Origin of the sequence: Ectothiorhodospira sp. BSL-9 (genome assembly GCF_001632845.1) — a bacterium.
In the GTDB taxonomy this organism is placed as follows: domain Bacteria; phylum Pseudomonadota; class Gammaproteobacteria; order Ectothiorhodospirales; family Ectothiorhodospiraceae; genus Ectothiorhodospira.
Window position 1 is genome coordinate 114,455 of record NZ_CP011994.1, and the last position, 16,681, is coordinate 131,135.

The window sequence follows — 16,681 nt, forward strand, 5'->3', positions numbered from 1 at the left end:
ACGATCTCTCGTCACTCGTAGCGAAGGGCTTCGGCCGGCTGGGTGCGGGAGGCCCGCCAGGCCGGGTACAGGGTGGCCAGCACGGTCAGGGCGAAGGCCAGCGAGCCGATGCGGGCGACATCCTGGAGGTTGAGTTCCGAGGGCAGGTCGGAGATGTAGTACACATCCGGGGAGAGGAATTGCTGCCCCAGGAGGGACTCGATGGCCGGGACGATGGTCTCCACATTGAGGGCCAGGGTGATGCCACCGGCCACCCCCAGCAAGGTACCCACCACACCAATCACGGTGCCCTGCACCATGAACACGGCCATCACGGAGCGGGGCGAGAGGCCCAGGGTACGCAGGATGGCAATATCGGCCTGCTTGTCGATGACCACCATCACCAGGGTGGAGACGATATTGAAGGCGGCCACGGCCACGATCAGGGACAGGATGATGAACATGACCGTCTTTTCCGTCTGCACGGCGCGGAAGAAGTTGGCGTGCTGGCGTGTCCAGTCGTTCACCCAGAAACGACCGTCCAGTTCGGCGGCCACTTCGCGGGCGATGGTGGGGGCGCGCATCATGTCATCCAGTTTCAGCCGCAGGCCAGAGATGGCGTCGTCGGTCTGGTAGATCTGCCGGGCGTCGTCCAGGTGGATGAAGGCGGTACTGCGATCGTATTCGTACATGCCCACTTCGAAGATGCCCACCACGTTCAGGCGCCGCATGCGGGGCAGCACGCCCACGGGGGTGACGGCGGCCTGGGGTGTGATGAGGGTGACCCGGTCACCCAGCCCCACGCCCAGGGCCAGGGCGAGTTCCTTGCCCAGGACGACGCCGAAGCCTCGGGCCTGCAGGTCGTTGATGCTGCCGAAGATGATGTGTTCACCCACTTGCGAGACACGGGCCTCCAGGTCGGGGATGACGCCTCGCACCATGGCACCGCTGACCTGCCGGCCACTGGAGAACATGCCTTCGCCTTCCACGTAGGGAGCCACACCCACCACCCGGTCGGCCCCTTCCGCCTGGGCCATGACCGCTTCCCAGTTGCGCAGCTGGCCGCCGAATTCGGCGATGGTGGCATGGGAGGCCATGCCCAGGATGCGTTCGCGCAGTTCCTTCTCGAACCCGTTCATCACGGAGAGCACGGTGATCAGTGCCGTCACGCCCAGGGCGATCCCCAGCATGGAGATCAGGGAGATGAAGGAAATGAAGTGGTTACGGCGCTTGGCGCGGGTGTAGCGCAGGCCGATGAAGATTTCCAGGGGTCGAAACATGACGGGATTAAATCACAGGTTGGGTGGGATGGATATGGGGGTTGGGCTTGTGTGCGGGTGGGGTTTGGGGACGTGGACCACCCTCCCCTCACCCCATCATTCCAGATCCACCGGTATTGCGTGGTTCAGGATGATCTCCCGTGGGGATACCCGGGCACCCAGGGCCAGGATCTCCACGCCGGCCTGGGCGGCGCGTCGCAGCCAGTGGCCGTAGTCCGGGTCGATCTCGTCGGCGGGGCGCACGCGGGTGACATCCTCGCGCTGCACGCAGAAGACCAGCGCAGCCCGGTGGCCGTCCTCGACCATGGCCATCAACTCCTGCAGGTGGCGGGTGCCCCGGGTGGAGACGGCGTCGGGAAAGATGGCGACGCCGTTGTCCACGGCTGCCGTAACGTTCTTCACCTCCACGTAACAGTGGGTGTCATCCAGGGTGAGCAATAAATCGATGCGACTGCGGAGGCGGCCGTAGCGGACCTCCCGGCGCAGCTCCGTGGGGCTGGCCAGGGTGGGCAGGAGGCTGTTGCGGATGGCCTCTTCCACCAGGGCATTGCTGCGACCGGTGTGGATGCCCACCAGGACGCCTTGCCGGGCCTCGACCAGTTCCCAGGTATGGGGGTACTTGCGTTTGGGGTCATCGCTGCGGCTGAGCCAGACCCGGGAGCCGGGTTCCATGCAGCCCATCATGGAGCCGGTGTTGGGACAATGGGCGGTGATTTCCTGGCCATCGTCGAGCGTGACGTCGGCGAGGAAGCGCTTGTAGCGCTTTCGCAGGGTGCCAGGGATGAGGGGGTCGGGCAGGATCATGTTTTCTCCCCAGGGGGGCAGTGATATATTGAGGGCATCTTCTTTCGCTGGAGTCCATGATGTCCAGATTGTCCGCCTCATGCGCAAGCTTCGTGATTGCCTTGTGCCTGGCTCCTGCGGCATCGGCGGATATCCTGATGCTGCCCAGCGGGCAACCCCAGGTGCTGGAAAAGCCCGGGCAGCCGGTGCGTGGCATGCATCAGCGCACGGTGGTGCAACGCTTCGGCGAGCCCCTCACCCGTCACCCTACGGTAGGCCAGCCGCCCATCACCCGCTGGGATTATGATGGCTTCTCGGTGGTGTTCGAGGGCCGTCACGTCATTCATACCGTGGTGGATGCCGAACGCGCCGATCTGCCGCGACACTGACCGCCTCCCCTCCTGAGTTCCCTTATGAGACGAATCCTTCCCCCTGAGTGGGCGCCGCAGGATGGCGTGATGCTCACCTGGCCCCATGAGGATTCCGACTGGGCCCCCATTCTCCCCGAGGCGGAGGATGTGTTTGCATGCATCGCCCGGGAGGTGACCCGCCGGGAATCCCTTATCGTGGCTTGCCGGGACGAGGAGCACGAGATTCACGTCTGTCGCGAACTGGCCCAGTCCCAGGTGGACATGCGGCGGGTGACCACGGCCCTGGCACCGGGGAATGATACCTGGGCCCGGGATCATGGCCCACTGACCCTCCTGGAAGACGACATCCCGGTCATGCTGGATTTCACCTTCAACGGCTGGGGGGGCAAGTATCCCGCGGAGGCAGACAATCGCATCACCGCCCACCTGCATGATCAGGGGGTCTTCGGCGAGCGTGCCCTGCGGCCGGTGGATTTTGTCCTGGAGGGGGGGTCCATCGAATCCGATGGCCTGGGCACGATCCTGACCACCCGCTGCTGCCTGCTGACCCCCTCGCGCAATCCTGGCCTGGACGCCACGGCCGTGGAGGCGGTGCTCAAACGTGAACTGGGTGCGCAACGGGTGCTGTGGCTGGAGCATGGCCATCTGGAGGGGGATGATACCGACGGCCATGTGGACACCCTGGCCCGCCTGTGCAGCCCGGATACCATTGCCCATGTGGTCTGCGAAGACCCGGAGGACCCGCATCACGGCCCGTTGCTGGCCATGACCCGGGAACTGGCCGCCCTGCGCACGCCCCAGGGGCATCCCTATCGTCTGATTCCCCTGCCCCTGCCGGCCCCCATCCACAACGAGGATGGGCAGCGCCTGCCCGCCACGCATGCCAATTTTCTGATCATCAACGGGGCCGTGCTGGTGCCCACCTACAACGACCCCAACGACGAGGTGGCGCTGGAGGCATTGGCGGGTGTGTTTCCGGAGCGGGAGATCATCGGCATCGACTGCCGGGCGCTGATCCGGCAGTTCGGGAGCCTGCATTGTGTGACCATGCAGATTCCATCGTCCCCTTAGCCCAAACCCTCACTGCCCCCCTCCAAACAACCACCGGGGTTGGGATTCCTCCTGCGGTGGCGTTTGCACCCCGCACTCCGAGCGTTGCGTGGGCGCGGAGCCGTCGATGAAGGGCATCCACTGGGCGGTTTCGCAGTCTTCCTCGGCCAGCAGGCCAGTTTTGGCGTCAATCAGACGCCAGGCCACACCCTCGGGGACCGAGGGCACCAGGCCGCGGCGGGAGACGGCCTGCATCACATCGCTCCACACCGGCAGCGCCCCGCTGGAACCCGTCAGCCCCATGGGCTGATTGTCATCCCGGCCCACCCAGACCACGACCAGGGCATCGCCGCTGTAGCCGGCGAACCAGGCATCCCGCATCTCCCCGGTGGTACCGGTCTTGCCGGCCACGGCCAGATCCTCGGGCAGACTGGATTGCAGCCTGCGGCCGGTGCCGCTGCGGGTCACCTCGTGCAGGGCCGCCGTCACCAGATAGACGGCCTTCTCGTCCGCCGCCTGGCGCAGCGACAGGGAGTAACGCTGCAGCAACTGCCCTTCACGGTCCATGACCTCGCGGATGGCACGCAGGGGCACGTAATATCCCCCGGAGGCCAGGCCTTGATACAGGCCGGTGACCTCCAGTGGACTCATGTCCACGGCGCCCAGCAACAGCGAAGGATAGGCGGGCAGATCCTGCCTGATGCCCAGACGCCGCATCTGCTCCACCACCCGCCCCACGCCCAGGTCCATGCCCAGGCGGGTGGTGGCCACATTGTAGGAGCGCACCAGGGATTCCTGAGCGGTCACCTGCCCATAAAACTCGCGACTGGCATTGCGCGGTGACCAGGTGTCGCCGTTATCCAGTTCCACGGTGAGGGGCTCGTCTTCCAGGAGCGTGGCCAGTGAATAGCGATGCGGATGGGACAGGGCCGCCAGATACACCATCGGCTTGATCACCGACCCCACGGGCCGGCGGGCCTGCAGCGCCCGATTGAAACCCGCCTGACGCACCTGGCGATCCCCCACCACGGCCAGTACCTCACCATTGTCGGGACGGGTGACCACCACGGCCCCCTGCAGAGCCCCCTCGGGCAGCCCCCGGTCCTGTTCCAGGCGCGCCAGACGACGCACCAGGGCCTGCTCCGTGGCCAGTTGCTTGATGGGATCCAGGGTGGTGAAGATCAGCAAGCCCTCTTCCTGCAGGTCCGCGTCCCGGTAATCCCGACGCAACTGATCCCTGAGCAGCTGCACGAAAGCCGGGAACGGCGTCACTCCGGACGGCGGGTTGGCACTGACGTTCAGCGGGCGCTCCCGCGCTGCGCGAGCCTGATCGCTTTCCAGATGGCCCTCCGACTCCAGCAGGGCGAGTACCAGATTACGGCGCTCCATGGCCCGCTCGGGCCGGCGGCGTGGATCATAGAAACTGGGACCACGGATGATGCCCACCAGCAGGGCCATCTCGGCGGTGCTCAGTTCACTCAGTTGACGCTGAAAATAGAACTGACTGGCCATGCCCACCCCATGGATGGCCCGCATACCGTCCTGGCCCAGAAAGACCTCATTGAGATAGGCCTCGAGGATCTCGTCCTTGTCGTAGCGCCACTCCAGCAGCAGGGCCATGATGGCCTCGTTGAATTTGCGCCCCCAACTGCGATCGTGGGTGAGAAAGTAGTTCTTCACCAACTGCTGGGTCAGGGTGCTGCCACCCTGTACGGTGCGCCCCGCCCGCAGGTTGGCCAGGGCCGCCCGGGCAATACCCGCCGGATCCACGCCCCGGTGTTCGTAAAACTTCCGGTCCTCCACCGTGAGCAGGGTGCGGATCAGTTCCTCGGGTACATCGTCCAGTTGCACCAGCAGGCGATCCTCGCCGTGGCTGGGATAGATATTGGCGATCAGCGCCGGTTCCAGGCGCAGCAAGGGTAGCGAGTTGCCTTCCTCCAGGTCCTCAAGCCCGCTCACGCGGCCATCACTGAAGGACACGCGCACGCGACGGGGAGGCTCGTAGCTGTCGGCGAAGGGAAATCCGCGGGTATGGAGGACCACACCGCCACCCTGGCGGGCATAACGTCCGCCGCCCTCCTGCCCAGGATGGTAGTGCAGCAACTGGAGTTCCTGTTCCAGGGTCTCGCGGTCCAGATCCAGGCCCACATAGATCTCCAGCGGACGGGCAAAGACCCGGGCCGGCAGTGACCAGCGTTTGCCCTCGAACTGGGAGCGAATCTGTTGATCCAGATGCAGGGTGTAGCCCCCCAACCCCACCAGGGCCCCCAGCCCCAGCAGGGCGGTGAACGCCAACGCGATGCCCAGCCGGGAGCGGCGGTGACTGCGGCCCTTGCTGCGGGATGCCCGGCTACCCGGTCCACGTCGGGAACTGGACTTGCTGTCCTTGCTGTCCTTCCTGGGCGCCGTGCGCCGGGTGGTTCGTTTTGCCATGGTCCTGGGATCGGGTAGGATTCTTGAGGTTCCACTACACTATACCCACTCAGGCCCTATTGCGGTCGAAGGCTCGTCACACAAACATGACCGATCAACAGACCCTACAGCGGCGGCTGATCCGCACCCTCGAGCAGCCCCATGCGTACCCCCATCCCGTGGATGAGGTGGAACGCATAGAGACTCACATCTCCACGGTGCTGCTGGCGGGCGATTTCGCCTACAAGATCAAGAAACCCCTGGATCTGGGCTTTCTGAACTTCACGCAGCTGGAGCGCCGTCGGTTCTATTGCGAAGAGGAGCTGCGCCTGAACCGACGCCTCGCTCCCGGGATCTACGACGATGTGGTGGCCTTCTCCGGCAGCCCGGAGGAGCCGGTATTCAATGGCCAGGATGCCCCCTTCGAGTATGCCGTGCGCATGAAGCGCTTCGACACCTCGCTGATGCTGGACCACCTGCAATCCGAGGGTCACCTGCCCATCGAGCGCATGGAAGACATGGCCCGCCGGGTGGCCACCTTCCATGACAGGATCGCCGTGGCCCCACCGGAGAGCGACTACGGGGAACCGGAGAAGGTGCTCCAACCCATGCAGCAGAACTTCGAGCAGATCCGCAGGCTGCTCAGCGATACCGAGCGGCTGGCGCAACTGGAACGTGTGGAAACCTGGACCCTGGAGCGCTTTGAGGCACTCCGGCCTCTGCTGGTGGAGCGCAAGCAGCGCGGCTTCATCCGCGAATGCCACGGGGACATGCATCTGGGCAACATGGCCCTGGTGGATGATGAGCCCACGCTGTTCGACGGGATCGAATTCAACCCCTTCATGCGCTGGATCGATATCGTCAGCGAAGTGGCCTTCCTCACCATGGACCTCAAGGATCGGGGTGCCCCGGCCCATGCCAATCGTTTTCTGAATATCTGGCTGGAACACACGGGAGACTACCGGGGCATGCGTCTGCTGGATTTTTATCAGGCCTACCGGGCCATGGTGCGGGCCAAGGTGGCAGTGATCCGCCTGGGACAGAACGAACTGCCCGAGGACGAACGGGAACGGCTCACCCGGGAATGCCACGCCTATCTGGACCTGGCGGAGGGCTTCACAAGACCCCGTGGCAAGGCCCTGTTCATCAATCATGGCTTTTCCGGCAGCGGCAAGACCACCCTGAGTCAGCCACTGATGGAGGCCATTGATGCCCTGCGTGTGCGCTCCGACGTGGAACGCAAGCGCATGTCCGGTATCCGCCCCACCGAGCGGCGCAGCAACGGGACCAACCAGGGCCTGTATTCACCGGACCTGACGGAACGAACCTATGGGCGACTGGCAGAACTGGCCCTGGAAGTGCTGGAGGCCGGCTATCCGGTGATTGTGGATGCCACCTTCCTCAAGACGGCCCAGCGGGCACGCTTTGCCGAACTGGCCCGAACCCGTGGACTGCCCTTTCGGGTACTGGACTACCGGGCCGACCCAGAACAGTTACGGGCCCATATTGCCGAGCGCACCCAAGCTGGCGACGATGCCTCCGATGCCGACATGAGCGTGGTCAACCATCAACTGGACAGCCATGAGCCCCTGCTGCCCGCCGAGCCGGTGATCACCATCGATACCACCACCCCACTCCCGCTGGAGCAGGTGCAACAAGCCCTGGCATCGACCACAGACGACCCGCTCGGGCCCGCCGGTCCGGGCAGATGACCATGCGGACCACAGGGCTCGGTCGGATATCCGTCAGCATGGCCCGCTCCCTCCAGGGAGCGATCATCCTGACGCTCGGCGTGACCCTGATGGCCTGTGTTGCGACACCGGAGCGCCCGGAAGCTTCACTGGCGCCCAGCGACCCCGAGTCACTTTCAGAACAACGTGCAGGGGTGGTGTTCGCCGCCCTGAACCAGGTGGGCACCCCCTATCAGTATGGTGGCCAATCCCCCCGAGAGGGCTTCGACTGCAGCGGCCTGGTCTGGTACACCCATCGGCACATGGGTCTTTCCGTGCCCCGCACCACCCGCGAGCAAAGTGGCCAGATCCAGAGGGTGTCCACCCGGTCACTGGAGCCCGGTGACCTGCTGTTTTTCCGCACCAAGGGCTCAGGCCCGAGCCATGTGAGCATCTACATCGGCGACGGTCAGTTCGTGCACGCCCCATCCAGCGGACGCCCGGTGAGCACGGAGCGCCTGGACAACCCCTACTGGAGCCGCCGCTTCCTGCATGCCGGGCATTACTACGAGCAGGAATGAACTCACCGGAGTTGCACGCCAAACCGATCTGATCCGATCAAGGAGCCAAGCACCATGCCACGCACCCTCATCCTCCTGGCCGCCCTCATGGGCCTCATCCTCGCCGCCCCCATTCACGCCGCAGAACCGCATCGGGACACCGAGCACATGCGCGTTTACAGTATTGAAGGGGATTTCGAGTGGTATCGGGAGGCCCTGGAGATGGCCATCGTCGATCGAGGCATCGTCATCAACAACGTGGCCCATATCGGCGCCATGCTCTCGCGTACAGGGGCGGATGTGGGGGGCGAGGCCCTGTTCAAGGACGCCCAGGCCCTGGAATTCTGCAGTGCCGGGCTGTCGCGGCAGATGATGGAGACCGACCCCCACAACATCGTCTTCTGCCCCTACGTGGTGGCCGTATATGAGACCGTGGACGAACCCGGCGTGATCCACCTGGGTTATCGGCGACCAGCGCTGGTGGGAGACGCGGACTCCCGCCAGGCCCTGCAGGCCGTGGAAGATCTGCTCGATGAGATCGTGCGCGAGGCCCTGACGTTCTGAACCCCGGCCACCGGGCCCCGCCGCCGGCGGGGCCCGGTTCAGGCCGTGATACGGCGCTTCACGAACCGGATGGCTGCCGACAGGACAGGGATCTGTTCATAGAGGTATTCGGCCGCGTCCCAGTAATCCACATGACTGATGACCAGGCCGGAGTCGTTGAAGAGCACCCGGCTCATGCCATCCACATCCAGACGCATGCCGCTCACGCCGTCGTCTTCCCGGTCGGTGAAACGCCAGTGGAAATAGGCGGTGTTGTCCTTCACCGCCCAGGCGTGGATGTAAAAGCGCGGCGCGGGACAGTTCCGGAACATATGGCGGAACACCATCTCGATCCCGTCCAGCCCGCTCACGTCGTTGAAGGGGTCCTTGAAACGGGCGTCGGGCGTGAAAATCTCCCCCAGCCGATCCAGATCCGTCTCCTTGAGATGGGTGAAGAAGCCGGCGTACCGGCGTGCCGAGGCCTCCATGACATCCTTCATGTTTTCACCATCCTCCCGGTGAGTCGCAGGAATACAGCATAGGGTAGCAGGCGCAGGGTCTTCATGATGATGGCAAAGGGCCTGGGGAAACTGATCTCGAACCCCTTTCGGTCCAGCCCCTTCATGATGGCATCCACCGCGGCATCGGTCTCGATGAGAAACGGCATCTTGAACTGGTTCTTGTCGGTCATGGGCGTTTTCACGAAGCCGGGGTTGATCAGCCTCAGGTTCACACCCTTTTGCGCCAGCTCCGGATGCAGGGATTCGGCCAGATTGATCACCGCCGCCTTGGAGGCAGAATACGGGGCAGCCCGGGGCAGGCCCCGGTATCCGGCCAGACTGGCGGTGACCAGGATCTGGCCGCGGCCGCGCTGGATCATGGGCGGCATGATCGCAGCCAGTCCATTCACCACGCCCAGGTAATTGATCTCCACAATGCGTTTGAACAGGGCGGGATCGAATTCCTCCAGCCCCATGGGCTCGTAGTCCCCCTGATTGAGGATGGCCATATCCACCGGCCCCACATGGGCCTCGATCTCCTCCACCAGCGTCTTCAGCCCGGCATCGTCGGTGACATCTCCGGGGAAGGCCTGGATGCGCCCGGGCCCGGAGGCCTCGGCGGCCAGGGCCTCCAGCTTGTCCCGACTACGGGAGGTGACCGCCACACACCAGCCAGCGGCGGCCAGGCGCAAGGCCAGGGCACGGCCGATGCCGGTACTGGCCCCCACCAGCCACACGACCCCGGCAGTGTTCGCGGCCGCACCCTTTGTCTGCGTCTGCTCTGCCATGACCTGATACCCTCCCGCCTCGCTCGAGGCTACACAAAAATTATACAACGGTTGTACAATCACGACATGACGCCGACACCCCCAGCCAAGGTCTCGCCGCCCGGGACTGACGGGCTGTTCCCCATCCGCACGGTCACTTCCATGACCGGAGTGCACCCGGTCACCCTGCGTGCCTGGGAACGGCGTCACGGGCTGATCCGTCCGCAACGCACACCCAAGGGACATCGACTCTACAGCACCGGGGACATTGATCGCATCCGCCAGGTGCTCGAACTGCTGGATCAGGGCATTTCCATCGGCCAGGTGGGTAAGCTGCTGGACGCCCCCGACCCGCCAACGCCCACGCAGGGCACCCCGGACCATGGCCCCTCCTGCGCCTGGGCCGACTACCGGGCAAGGCTGTCGGCTGCGGCCCTGCAGTTTGACAGCCAGGCCCTGGAACGGGTTTACGCCGACGCCATGTCGATCTTCCCGGTGCAACAGGTCATTCCCCAGTTGCTCTGGCCCGCGCATACGGCGCTGCGTGATCAGGCCGGGAACACGCCCCTGTCAGCCGCTGCCCAGGCCTTCTTCCAGGGCTGGGCCCGCTACACCCTGGCGTCCCGGTTTCGTCACGAACTGAGTCATGCCCAGGGGCCGCCCCTGGTCCTTGCGCCCTTCCCGGAGCAGGGTGAAACCCTGGACCTGGACATGCTGGCCCTGCTGGCCGCCACCCAGGGCCTGCAGGTGTTGTGGCTGGCCAGCCCCGTCACCCTGGATACCCTGGAGGCCACCATGAACCAGGTTCCGGCCCGGGGCCTGATCCTGGTGGGAGAGGACCGCCTGTCCCGAGACATGCTCACCCGGGGCCTGCCGTCCTGGTCGGGCAGGATCAACACCCCGGTGCTGGCCGCCGGCCCCAGCGCCCACCAACACCGCCGCGCCCTGACCGGGGCTGGCCTGATTCCCCTGGAACGCGACCCCTGGCAGGCCACGCGTCAGCTGGAGGCCCATCTGCGCACGGCTCAAGCTGATTGACGCAGGATCTCCCAGGCCGCCAGGGCCTCGCGGCGACTGACCGCCAGATCCACGATGGGTCGCGGATAATCTCGTCCAGGTCGGATGCCAGCGCTGCGCCACACGGAGTCCGGGGTCTGCCAGGGCTTGTGCAGGTACTTGTCCGGCAGGTTCTTGAGTTCCGGCACCCAGCGACGCACGTAGTCACCCTTTGGGTCAAAGCGCTCCCCCTGGAGCACCGGATTGAACACGCGAAAATAAGGGGCAGCATCTGCCCCGCAGCCGGCCGTCCATTGCCAGCCCAGGGTATTGCTGGCCAGGTCCGCGTCCACCAGGGTGTCCCAGAACCAGCGGGCGCCTTCGCGCCAGTGGATGAGCAGATTCTTGGTGAGCAGCGAGGCGGTGATCATGCGTACCCGGTTGTGCATCCAGCCGGTGGTCCATAACTCGCGCATCCCGGCATCCACGATGGGCAGGCCGGTACGGCCCTGTTGCCAGGCCTGCAGGGCGTCGTCATCCCGTGGCGGCCAGGGGAAATCCTCGAAACGGGTATCCAGGGGATTCAAGGGCGTGTGGGGAAAGTGAAACAGCAGGTGATGTCCGAACTCGCGCCAGCCCACCTCACCGAGAAAGGCCTTCACTGAGGCATCCGCCCCCCGGTGCCGCCCCTCCGCCACCGCCCGATGACAGGCGTGAACCACCTGCCGGGGGCTGATCTCGCCAAAGTGCAGATGCGGTGAAAGACGGGATGTACCGACCCGATCAGGCAGGTTGCGGGCTTCCCCATAGTCGGCCAGGGCATGAGCCAGGAACCCCTCCAGGGCCTCGTGAGCCCCCTCCTCCCCCGGCGTCCAGGCCTCGGCCAGTCCCGCATCCCACGGGATGGTGGGCAGCAGCCCCAGACTGCCCAGGGCCTCGCCACGGCAGTCTTCCGACGCCGACACAAACCGCCCGGGCCGGGGCTGCAGACTGACGTCCAGGGCCCCCTGGGCCTGACAGGCCTTCCAGTAGGGGGTGAACACCCGGTAGGGGTCGCCGGAGCGGTTTTGCACCGCCCACGGCTCCAGGAGCAGCGCCCCATTGAAACTGCGCGTCTGGACACCCTGCGCCTGCAGGACCTGCTTGATGCGGGTGTCCCGGCGGATACTGTCGGGCTCGTAGAGCCGATTCCAGTGCACATGCGACGCGCCGGTCTCGCGGATCAGATCCTGGAGGGTTTCCAGGCTGGGGCCGCTGCGAATCACCAGGGGGGCCCCCAGTTCGGCCAGATCCTGGCCCAGTTGAGCCAGGCTGTGATGTAACCACCAGCGCGACGCCGCGCCCGGCGTCCAGTCCCCCTCCTCCTCCGGGGCATGGATATAGACCGGCACGATGCGCTCGGCCTGCTCCAGGGCCGCCATGAGGGCGGGGTTATCCGCCAGGCGCAGATCCCGCCTGAACCAGATCAGTGCAGTGGTCATGCCCGTCACTCCTTGTGGCCGAATACCCGAGACAAACCCAAAGCCTCCTCAATGGCTGCGGCGAATCAGTTCCAGGAACTCCGAGCGGGTGCGGGCATCATCACGGAAGTTACCCAGCATCACCGAGGTGAGCATGGCAGAATTCTGCTTTTCCACCCCACGCATCATCATGCACATGTGCCTGGCCTCGGCCACCACCCCCACGCCCCGCGCGCCGGTGACGTCCATCACTGCCTGGGCGATCTCCCGGGTCAGGCTCTCCTGAATCTGCAGGCGCCGGGCGAACATGTCCACGATGCGGGCGATCTTTGACAGGCCGATCACCTTGCCATCGGGGATATAGGCCACATGGCACTTGCCGATGATCGGCAATAAATGATGCTCGCAGAGCGAATACAGTTCGATGTCCTTGACCAGCACCATTTCATCGCTGTCGGAGGCGAACAGCGCCCCGTTCACCAACTCCTCAAGGGACTGATGATAGCCACTGGTAAGGTACTGCATGGCCTTGGCGGCCCTGAGCGGCGTGCCCTGAAGCCCCTCGCGACCGGGGTCCTCCCCCAGCCCTTCGAGCATCAGGCGATAGTGTTCGGCAAGCTCATCAGCCGACATGGGCGCATGAGCCTCCACCGGCTCCTTGCCCCCGGCAATCTTCGTGACCGTCTTTGTCATGGCCTTTTCTCCGTGCAGGTGACAGCATGTATGTTGGACCGCTCCATCCTCTCATGACCGCGGCGGCGCGCAACGCTTTCCGGCCGCGCTCTTGTCCCGGGTCTTGCCACCATCGTATGGTCACGATCATGGGCAGCCGCTTGAAAAGCAGCGCTCCTAAAAACCTTGTACAATAAAAATCAAAGCTTGTACAGTTAATGTATAAGTATCCTTTTCAGGACTAGGGGAATCACATGGCTCGCGAACGCATCGCCGTCATCGGCGCAGGGATCTCGGGACTGGCCAGCGCCTGGCTGCTGTCACGACAATACGATGTGACAGTGTTCGAGAAGAATGATTACATCGGCGGCCACACCAATACCGTCGATGTGCCCGGAGACCAGGGCCCTCGCGGGGTGGATACCGGGTTCATGGTCTTCAATCACCGCAACTACCCCCACCTCAAGGCCCTGTTCGCCCATCTGGGCATTGAGTCACAGCCTACGGACATGTCCTTCTCGGCCTCCGTGGGCGGGGGTCGACTGGAGTACGCGGGTTCGGACCTGAATACCCTGTTTGCCCAGCGACGCAATCTGTTCAACCCCCGATTCCTGCGCATGCTGCGGGATATCATCAGGTTCAACCGCACCGGCAAGGCCCTGCTCCAGAGCGGCGACGTGCCCCAGGTGACGCTGGGCGGGTACCTGATTCAGGAGCGTTATGGTCCGGGGTTTCGCGATGATTACCTGCTACCCATGGCAGCTGCCATCTGGTCCTGCCCCACCCATCGCATGCTGGATTTCCCGCTGGAATCCTTCCTCAACTTCTTCTCCAACCATGGGTTGCTGGACCTGGCCGACCGCCCCCAGTGGCACACGGTCAAGGGTGGCAGCCGAGAGTACGTCCGGCAGATGCTCAAGGCCCTGCCCGACGGAGTGCATGCGAATCGTCGGGTCGTGGCGGTCCAGCGCCAGGAGGGGCAGATTCGGGTGATCACCGATGACCAGGGAGAACACCTGTTTGACCAGGTGGTGTTCGGCTGCCACGCCGATGAGGTGCTGGGCATGCTGGAGGACCCCACCGAGGCCGAATCCCGGATTTTGCAGTGCTTCACCTACCAGCCCAACCGCACCCTGCTCCATACCGACGTGCGCCTGATGCCGCGCATGAAGCGGGTTTGGTCATCATGGAACTACATGGCCCGACAGCGTTCCGCCGATGCCCCGGCCAATGCCGTGTCGGTCACCTATTGGATGAACCGGCTGCAGGCCCTGGATGAATCCAAGGACTACCTGGTGAGCCTCAACCCGCTGATCGAGCCGCGGGAGGAGACCATCATTCGCGAGATCCGCTACCATCATCCAGTGTTCGACCAGCGCGCCATGGAGGCCCAGAAGCAGCTCCCCGAGTTGCAGGGTGCCGACCGCATCTGGTTCTGTGGCGCATGGACGGGATACGGCTTCCACGAGGACGGCCTGCGCTCGGCCATTCAGGTGGCCGGACGCCTGGGTGTCTCACCGCCCTGGAGCATCCCCCGCGAGGCCACCGGAGACGAGGCGGCGCAGCCGGCCGGCGCGGTCGGGACGGAGGCGTCATGAGCGCTCCCGAAGGACACCCCGGAGCCCCCATGGGCCTGGCGGACATGGAGGATGGACGCCTCTACCGCACCCGGGTCATGCACCGGCGGCTGTTTCCCGTGGATTACCGCTTCATCTACCGGGTCTTCAGCCTGGTGGTGGACGTGGACCGGCTGGATGCCCTGGACCGGCGACTCCGGCTGTTGTCAGTGAACCGCTTCAACCTCCTGAGCCTTGATGATCGCGACCACGGCGCCCGTGATGGCACCCCACTGCGCCCCTGGGCGGAGACGCAACTGGCCCAGGCGGGCGTGGACCTGGACGGTGGTCGCATCTTCCTGCTGGCCTTCCCGCGGGTGCTGGGCTACGTCTTCAATCCCCTGAGCCTTTTCTACTGCCTGCACCGGGACGGTAGCCTGCGGGCCATCATCTGTGAAGTGAGCAATACCCTGGGGGATTGCCATCACTATGTCCTCCACAACCAGGATCAACCCATGGACTGGCCGGTGCGTGCCAGTCAGGACAAGCTCTTCTACGTCTCTCCCTTCATCGAGATGGATGCACGCTATCAGTTCCGGCTGTCGGAACCGGGACAGGGTCTGAGTGTTCTCATCCATGAATACCAGCAGTCGAAACTCATGCTGGCCGCCAGCCAGACCGGTCATGTGCGTCCGCTCACCGACCATGAGCTTCTCAAGGCCGTGGCCACCATGCCCCTGATGACCTTCAAGGTGATCTTCGGCATTCACTGGCAGGCCCTGAAGATCTGGTGGAAAGGCGGCAAGTACTACAGCAAGCCCAGCTCATCCTCAGAGGAGATGAACTGATGTCCCTGGAACAGACACCCACCCAGCCCCGTACCCTGGGCGCCCGCACCGGTGGCTTTGCCATGCGTTTCCTGCTGCGGCGGCTACGGGGCCTGCACTCGGGAGAGTTGCTGGTGATCGGCCCCGATGGCAGCGAACATCGGGTGCAAGGCACGCACCCCGGTGGCCGTGGCACCATCCGGATCCACCGCCCCGGCGTCCTGCTGCGGCGCCTGCTGTCCCGGGGCCTGGTGGGCCTGGGAGAGGGCTATATGGTGGGGGACTGGGACACGCCGGATCTGCAGGCCCTGCTGACCATGGGCTCGGTGAATCAGGAATACATCCGCAGCCTGGTCTACAGCGCCTTCTGGTCCCGGGTGGCCGATTTCCTTCGCCACCAGTTCCGTGCCAACAGCCGCGATGGCAGCCGCCGCAATATCTCGTTCCACTACGACCTGGGCAACGACTTCTACCGCCTCTGGCTGGACAAGACCATGACCTACTCCTGCGCCCTGCTGGAGCAGGAGGATGAACCCCTGGAGGCGGCCCAGCAACGCAAATACGCCCGTCTGCTGGAACATCTGGACGCGGCCCCCGGTTCACACATCCTGGAAATCGGCTGTGGCTGGGGCGGCTTTGCCGAATACGCCGCCCGCCAGGGCCACCGGGTGACCGGTGTCACCCTCTCCCGGGAGCAGCTGGACTATGCCCAGGCACGCCTGGAGGCGGCGGGCCTGGCCGACCGCGTGGATCTGCGCCTGCAGGACTACCGGGACGTGAACGAACAGTTTGACCATGTGGTGTCCATCGAGATGTTCGAGGCGGTGGGCGAACGCTGGTGGCCCACCTGGTTCGAGACGGTGCGCAAGAGCCTCAAGCCCGGAGGCCGCGCCGCCGTGCAGGTGATCACCATCGACGAAGGCGCCTTCGGCTATTACCGCCGGGCCGCAGATTTCATTCAGCTGTATATCTTCCCCGGCGGCATGCTGCCCACGGTGGATATCTTCAGCGAATGCGCGGACAAGGCCGGGCTGACCCTTCGTCACAGCGAATTTCATGGAGAGCATTATGCCCGCACCCTGGACCGCTGGTACCAGCGGGTGCAGGAACAATCCAGCGCGATTCTCTCCCTGGGCTCCTATGACGAGCGCTTTTTGCGCACCTGGGAGTTCTACCTGGCCTATTGCGAGGCGGGCTTCCGCTCCCGCAACACGGATCTGATGCACGCCGTGCTGGAAGCGCCCGCCTGATGATT

Annotated in this window: 16 protein-coding genes; 9 read left to right on the plus strand and 7 right to left on the minus strand. The window is 64.6% G+C overall.

The window, feature by feature from the left end; all coding sequences use genetic code 11:
* Positions 1 to 11 precede the first annotated feature (11 nt).
* Positions 12 to 1,259 (minus strand): lipoprotein-releasing ABC transporter permease subunit, encoded by a 1,248-nt coding sequence (locus ECTOBSL9_RS00520; RefSeq protein WP_063463419.1) that lies wholly within the window; start codon positions 1,257 to 1,259, stop codon positions 12 to 14.
* Positions 1,260 to 1,355: 96 nt separating this feature from the next.
* On the minus strand, positions 1,356 to 2,063 hold the full coding sequence (sfsA, locus tag ECTOBSL9_RS00525; RefSeq protein ID WP_063463420.1) for a DNA/RNA nuclease SfsA: 708 nt from the start codon (positions 2,061 to 2,063) through the stop codon (positions 1,356 to 1,358).
* Between the two features lie 59 nt (positions 2,064 to 2,122).
* On the opposite strand from sfsA, the gene ECTOBSL9_RS00530 reads away from it, so the two are divergent.
* On the plus strand, positions 2,123 to 2,431 hold the full coding sequence (locus tag ECTOBSL9_RS00530; RefSeq protein WP_063463421.1) for a hypothetical protein: 309 nt from the start codon (positions 2,123 to 2,125) through the stop codon (positions 2,429 to 2,431).
* Positions 2,432 to 2,455: 24 nt separating this feature from the next.
* The gene (locus ECTOBSL9_RS00535; protein WP_063463422.1) at positions 2,456 to 3,484 is read left to right on the plus strand and encodes an agmatine/peptidylarginine deiminase; all 1,029 of its coding nucleotides are present in this window, start codon (positions 2,456 to 2,458) and stop codon (positions 3,482 to 3,484) included.
* A gap of 9 nt (positions 3,485 to 3,493) precedes the next feature.
* On the opposite strand, the gene mrcB is transcribed toward ECTOBSL9_RS00535, so the two are convergent.
* A complete protein-coding gene (mrcB, locus tag ECTOBSL9_RS00540; RefSeq protein ID WP_082829657.1) occupies positions 3,494 to 5,896 on the minus strand; it encodes a penicillin-binding protein 1B in 2,403 nt (800 codons plus the stop codon).
* Between the two features lie 86 nt (positions 5,897 to 5,982).
* Between mrcB and ECTOBSL9_RS00545 the strand changes: the two genes are divergently transcribed.
* Genes ECTOBSL9_RS00545 through ECTOBSL9_RS00555 form a run of 3 tightly spaced genes read left to right on the plus strand, consistent with a single transcriptional unit; the run spans position 5,983 to position 8,669 of the window.
* Entirely contained in the window at positions 5,983 to 7,587 is a 1,605-nt protein-coding gene (locus ECTOBSL9_RS00545; RefSeq protein ID WP_063463423.1) for a bifunctional aminoglycoside phosphotransferase/ATP-binding protein, read from the plus strand.
* 38 nt (positions 7,588 to 7,625) lie between these two features.
* Positions 7,626 to 8,126, plus strand: coding sequence for a C40 family peptidase (locus ECTOBSL9_RS00550; protein ID WP_168161512.1), 501 nt, complete (start codon positions 7,626 to 7,628; stop codon positions 8,124 to 8,126).
* A 54-nt stretch (positions 8,127 to 8,180) separates the two neighbouring features.
* Complete coding sequence (locus ECTOBSL9_RS00555; RefSeq protein ID WP_063463425.1) at positions 8,181 to 8,669, plus strand: DUF302 domain-containing protein; 489 nt, start codon at positions 8,181 to 8,183, stop codon at positions 8,667 to 8,669.
* A gap of 38 nt (positions 8,670 to 8,707) precedes the next feature.
* On the opposite strand, the gene ECTOBSL9_RS00560 is transcribed toward ECTOBSL9_RS00555, so the two are convergent.
* Together ECTOBSL9_RS00560 and ECTOBSL9_RS00565 are read right to left on the minus strand one after the other, a co-directional pair.
* A complete protein-coding gene (locus ECTOBSL9_RS00560) occupies positions 8,708 to 9,148 on the minus strand; it encodes a nuclear transport factor 2 family protein (RefSeq protein ID WP_063463426.1) in 441 nt (146 codons plus the stop codon).
* Entirely contained in the window at positions 9,145 to 9,936 is a 792-nt protein-coding gene (locus ECTOBSL9_RS00565; RefSeq protein ID WP_063463427.1) for an SDR family oxidoreductase, read from the minus strand. The genes ECTOBSL9_RS00560 and ECTOBSL9_RS00565 overlap by 4 nt, the downstream gene beginning before the upstream one ends.
* Positions 9,937 to 10,002: 66 nt before the next feature.
* Between ECTOBSL9_RS00565 and ECTOBSL9_RS17210 the strand changes: the two genes are divergently transcribed.
* Positions 10,003 to 10,953: a MerR family transcriptional regulator gene (locus ECTOBSL9_RS17210; protein WP_082829658.1), complete on the plus strand. Its 951-nt coding sequence runs from the start codon at positions 10,003 to 10,005 to the stop codon at positions 10,951 to 10,953.
* Here ECTOBSL9_RS17210 and ECTOBSL9_RS00575 read toward each other — a convergent pair.
* Both ECTOBSL9_RS00575 and folE read right to left on the minus strand, forming a co-directional pair.
* Positions 10,941 to 12,392: a deoxyribodipyrimidine photo-lyase gene (locus ECTOBSL9_RS00575; protein ID WP_063463429.1), complete on the minus strand. Its 1,452-nt coding sequence runs from the start codon at positions 12,390 to 12,392 to the stop codon at positions 10,941 to 10,943. The genes ECTOBSL9_RS17210 and ECTOBSL9_RS00575 overlap by 13 nt on opposite strands.
* Positions 12,393 to 12,440: 48 nt before the next feature.
* Positions 12,441 to 13,004 carry a GTP cyclohydrolase I FolE gene (folE, locus tag ECTOBSL9_RS00580; protein WP_238625057.1) on the minus strand — a complete coding sequence of 188 codons (564 nt, stop codon included), beginning with the start codon at positions 13,002 to 13,004 and terminating at the stop codon, positions 12,441 to 12,443.
* Between the two features lie 293 nt (positions 13,005 to 13,297).
* On the opposite strand from folE, the gene ECTOBSL9_RS00585 reads away from it, so the two are divergent.
* The 3 genes from ECTOBSL9_RS00585 to ECTOBSL9_RS00595 are packed head-to-tail and all read left to right on the plus strand — an operon-like array spanning position 13,298 to position 16,676.
* Positions 13,298 to 14,641, plus strand: a complete 1,344-nt coding sequence (locus ECTOBSL9_RS00585; RefSeq protein ID WP_063463431.1) for an NAD(P)/FAD-dependent oxidoreductase — start codon at positions 13,298 to 13,300, stop codon at positions 14,639 to 14,641.
* Positions 14,638 to 15,447, plus strand: coding sequence for a DUF1365 domain-containing protein (locus ECTOBSL9_RS00590; RefSeq protein WP_371258990.1), 810 nt, complete (start codon positions 14,638 to 14,640; stop codon positions 15,445 to 15,447). The genes ECTOBSL9_RS00585 and ECTOBSL9_RS00590 overlap by 4 nt, the downstream gene beginning before the upstream one ends.
* On the plus strand, positions 15,447 to 16,676 hold the full coding sequence (locus ECTOBSL9_RS00595) for a cyclopropane-fatty-acyl-phospholipid synthase family protein (RefSeq protein WP_063463433.1): 1,230 nt from the start codon (positions 15,447 to 15,449) through the stop codon (positions 16,674 to 16,676). The genes ECTOBSL9_RS00590 and ECTOBSL9_RS00595 overlap by 1 nt, the downstream gene beginning before the upstream one ends.
* Positions 16,677 to 16,681 lie beyond the last annotated feature (5 nt).